Raw genomic sequence first — 3,644 nt, 5'->3', positions numbered from 1 at the left:
TGGTCACACCTGTTCCCATCTCGAACACAGAAGTTAAGCACTTTAGCGGCGACAATATCTAGCCAAGCGCTAGTGAAGATAGTTCATCGCCAGGTAATTTGACACTCTATTTAGAGTGTCTTTTTTTATGATCAATCAGATTTACATATTAATGGACTTAGCATCCATGAGTGAGATATTTGTAGCCGTTCTATGAGCACAAAGCAATTGCTGTGCAAATATACCTGTGATAAGTGATTACACTCTATGATGAACTTGCAATGACCCTATTGAGATTATACAAACAGTCATGTGATGTTCCCAATTCACTGGACACCTACAATTCAAAACATCTCACATTCAAAGCTTTTATTCAAATACGATAGTGTCTGCATCAGTAAGTAATCAATTAATGACACCAAACTTAAGAATAAAACTTTAAAGGATCGTTGGTGGCAAGAAATGAGAATGGGAATGGCACAGGCTAGTATAACCATACAAAACCATAAAAAAAGAGAAATTTCCATTAGTATGTTCCACTAAGAAACTACTGATGAAAATTTCTCATTCAAAACTACGGATAAATAACCAAATATGTCGTGCACGCCTTCGCACGCTACTCTAAGTTACTAATCCAAGCATAATCTGTTAAACATGAAGTTCCATTTGGAATTGCCGCATATATAAATCAAAACCTAGTTCAATTAAGCACTCAATTACTTCATGTGAATTACAGTCAATATTATTTATAATAAGAGTATCATGAATTGAGCTGACATGCGTTAAGAGTTCGACGAATTGAGATTTATCGTTATAGCCAAAATGGCGTACACCGCCAGTAGTAGAGACTGTTATAAATGCCTCGATTGATTGTTTTTCAATACGATAGGTCTTATGTTCGTTTACGTTATAGTGCATATTTGAAAACGATGGATCAAAGTGCCAAAGATAACTCAGTTCATCTGATTTCGAGCCAAGATTAACGCGCACATTGTCAGAAATTCCTTGATTCGCTACATTTCCTCTAAAACATGCGTAGGACACAGTTTTTTCAAAGCCCATTCTTGTATAGAGTTTAATTGCTTCTTCATTGGACTGAAGAACCTCAAGTTGGTATGTGTCAATACCATAAAGACTGAAAAAAGAAATTGTTGCATCAAACATTTGGGTATAGACACCTTTACGGCGGTGACTTGGAACAACGCCAGACATAACATTATAGGCTAAACTATCATCTGTTGCATTTATAATAAAGCCGACTAACTTACCTTCGTATAAAGCTCCAAACGAATAGGTTAGATTCGCTTGAACGCTTTCCAGTTTATTTTTGAGCTGTAGCTCGGTTAATTTTATTTTTAAAACATAGTCTGAAAAAGAATTATTGATTACCTCTACCAATTCTTCTAGGCTAGACTCATTTAGTTGTATAATTTCGTACATGTACTCACCTCATAGATATCATTGTATCACGTGTGCAGAATACATTTGTATTAATGTAAATAAATTGTATAATTGTACTAGAAAAGAGGATGCTATGACGGACAATGGAATACGATTACAACTTTCAGGAATTGCGATTCTCCTATTAGGAATCGGTTTACAAAACAACGAGGTGCTTTTGTGGTTTGGAATATTTGTTGCGCTCTATGGATTATATCGTGGGGCAGATGATCAAGGAAAAACGAGGAATGGTAACTATGTTCCCAATATGGATAAGTTGGCAGAACGCTCTGCAACTGCAATTCTAAAAGCACGCAAAGAGGATAACGTTCAAGATAACGCGCAGGATTAATGGAAACAAAACGCACAACGGATAGTTCATTCGTTGTTTTTTATTGAATCAATGATCCATGATAGGAGCCTTTTAAAAATGGTGGTTGACATTGGTACTTGAACTAACCTATACTATCAATGTATTAATAACCAAATATAATACCCATAATATGGTTGGGTAGTATCTACCGATGTACCGTAAACACATCGACTATCGTGGTGAAAACTCGCAAGATCGTTTTCTCCCGATCTTTTTTTATTTGGTTTTTTAATCAAAAGAAAGCTAAGGAGAGGAGATAAAATGGAAAAATTCTTTAAGCTCAAGGAAAATAATACAACAGTGGGTACGGAGGTGCTGGCAGGAATAACAACATTCTTTGCAATGGCATATATTCTTTTTGTGAATCCACAAATATTATCTGAGTCAGGGTTGCCTTATAATGGGGTTTATATTGCAACAATTCTTGCATCTGTAATTGGAACACTCATCATGGGGTTATTCGCGAATATCCCTTATGCACAAGCTCCGGGTATGGGATTGAATGCATTCTTTACGTATACAGTTGTTTTAGTAGGGGGATTTACACCATACGAAGCACTCGCAATGGTATTTATTTGCGGTTTATTAAATATGTTTATGACCGTTACAAATATCCGTAAGCATCTCATTAAAGCGATTCCTGAAACTTTACAACTTGCAATCAGTGCCGGAATTGGATTGTTTATCGCTTATATTGGATTATTAAATATCAAATTTATTGAATTTGGAGCAGTCCCATCAATCACAACATTCAAGGATCCAAGTATCGTGTTGGCAGTAATTGGCCTTATTATTACTATTGTGTTAATGCTTAAAAAAGTTAAGGGTGCTATTTTAATCGGTATTCTTGCAACTACCGTTATCGGTATTCCAATGGGTGTTGTTCAGCTTGGAGGAGCGGCTCAATCAACTGTTGGATTCTCAGTTATTTTTAAAGAATTTGGGGAAATTTTTGGAAAAGCATTAGGTCAAGAAGGTCTTATTAGCCTCTTCACAAATTACAATTTAACAAAAATTATTCCAATCATCTTTGCATTCTCATTAACCGATACATTTGATACCATTGGTACTTTTATTGGTACAGGTCGTCGTTCAGGAATTTTTTCTCAAGAAGACCAAGATTCATTAGAATCAGGAAGTGGTATGAAGTCAAAATTGGAACGTGGATTATTTGCAGATATGATTGCGACAACAGCAGGTGCAGTTCTTGGAACTTCAAATGTTACAACATTTGTTGAAAGTTCTGCCGGAATTGGAGCGGGTGGACGCACTGGCTTAACCTCTGTCGTTACAGCAGCGTGTTTCTTAGCAAGTATTATTCTAGCGCCAGTTGTTAGTTTAATTCCGCCAGCAGCGACTGCTCCGGCATTAATCGTTGTTGGTATCTTGATGAGTGCTTCATTCGCAGATATTGAATGGGTTAACTTTGAAAAGGCTGTACCAGCTTTCTTTACAGTAATCATGACTGTATTAACCTATAGTATTTCAAATGGTATTGCATGTGGTTTTATTGCTTACATTGTAGTAGAAGTTTCAATGAAACGTGCATCAAAGGTTCATCCAATCGTCTATGGTAGTGCAATTCTATTTATTTTAAACTTTGTAATTACAGCAATGAGTTAAAAAGTATCAATCCTTATAAAGAAAAGAACACTCATCGATGTGGAGTTGTCAAACAAAAGTAGACATTAATAAAAAACTAGAAACCCTTATCCATTTTATATCGGATAGGGGTTTTGTAATTTAAACAGTAAGCAGGTCTTTCAAAATTGAAATAATGTACATATTCTTCGATAAAATTTTCAAAGTTATCTACGGACCAGTATTGATAATCACACGCCATTTCTGCTTT

General features: G+C 35.7%; 4 protein-coding genes, 1 rRNA gene and 1 riboswitch. Of the genes, 3 read left to right on the top strand and 2 right to left on the bottom strand.

What is annotated here, in order from left to right; genetic code table 11:
• A 5S ribosomal RNA gene (gene rrf, locus EPJ89_RS08940) occupies positions 1–95 on the top strand; the annotation flags it as partial.
• Positions 96–627: 532 nt separating this feature from the next.
• Here the strand turns inward: rrf and EPJ89_RS08675 are convergent.
• On the bottom strand, positions 628–1,419 hold the full coding sequence (locus EPJ89_RS08675) for a GNAT family N-acetyltransferase (RefSeq protein ID WP_161637585.1): 792 nt from the start codon (positions 1,417–1,419) through the stop codon (positions 628–630).
• A 94-nt stretch (positions 1,420–1,513) separates the two neighbouring features.
• Here EPJ89_RS08675 and EPJ89_RS08670 point away from each other — a divergent pair, with 94 nt between their 5' ends.
• On the top strand, positions 1,514–1,771 hold the full coding sequence (locus EPJ89_RS08670) for a hypothetical protein (protein ID WP_125163820.1): 258 nt from the start codon (positions 1,514–1,516) through the stop codon (positions 1,769–1,771).
• 113 nt (positions 1,772–1,884) lie between these two features.
• Positions 1,885–1,987, top strand: a riboswitch (purine riboswitch).
• Positions 1,988–2,053: 66 nt separating this feature from the next.
• Positions 2,054–3,415 (top strand): NCS2 family permease, encoded by a 1,362-nt coding sequence (locus EPJ89_RS08665; RefSeq protein WP_200549547.1) that lies wholly within the window; start codon positions 2,054–2,056, stop codon positions 3,413–3,415.
• Positions 3,416–3,491: 76 nt separating this feature from the next.
• Here the strand turns inward: EPJ89_RS08665 and EPJ89_RS08660 are convergent, their stop codons facing one another.
• On the bottom strand, positions 3,492–3,635 hold the full coding sequence (locus tag EPJ89_RS08660; RefSeq protein WP_244660825.1) for an IS3 family transposase: 144 nt from the start codon (positions 3,633–3,635) through the stop codon (positions 3,492–3,494).
• Positions 3,636–3,644: the final 9 nt, after the last annotated feature.

Origin of the sequence: Erysipelothrix sp. strain 2 (EsS2-6-Brazil) (assembly GCF_016617625.1) — a bacterium.
Classification (GTDB): Bacteria; Bacillota_I; Bacilli_A; order Erysipelotrichales; family Erysipelotrichaceae; genus Erysipelothrix; species Erysipelothrix piscisicarius.
The sequence above is the reverse complement of the archived record's forward strand: the minus strand, read 5'-3'. Positions and strand labels throughout refer to the sequence as shown.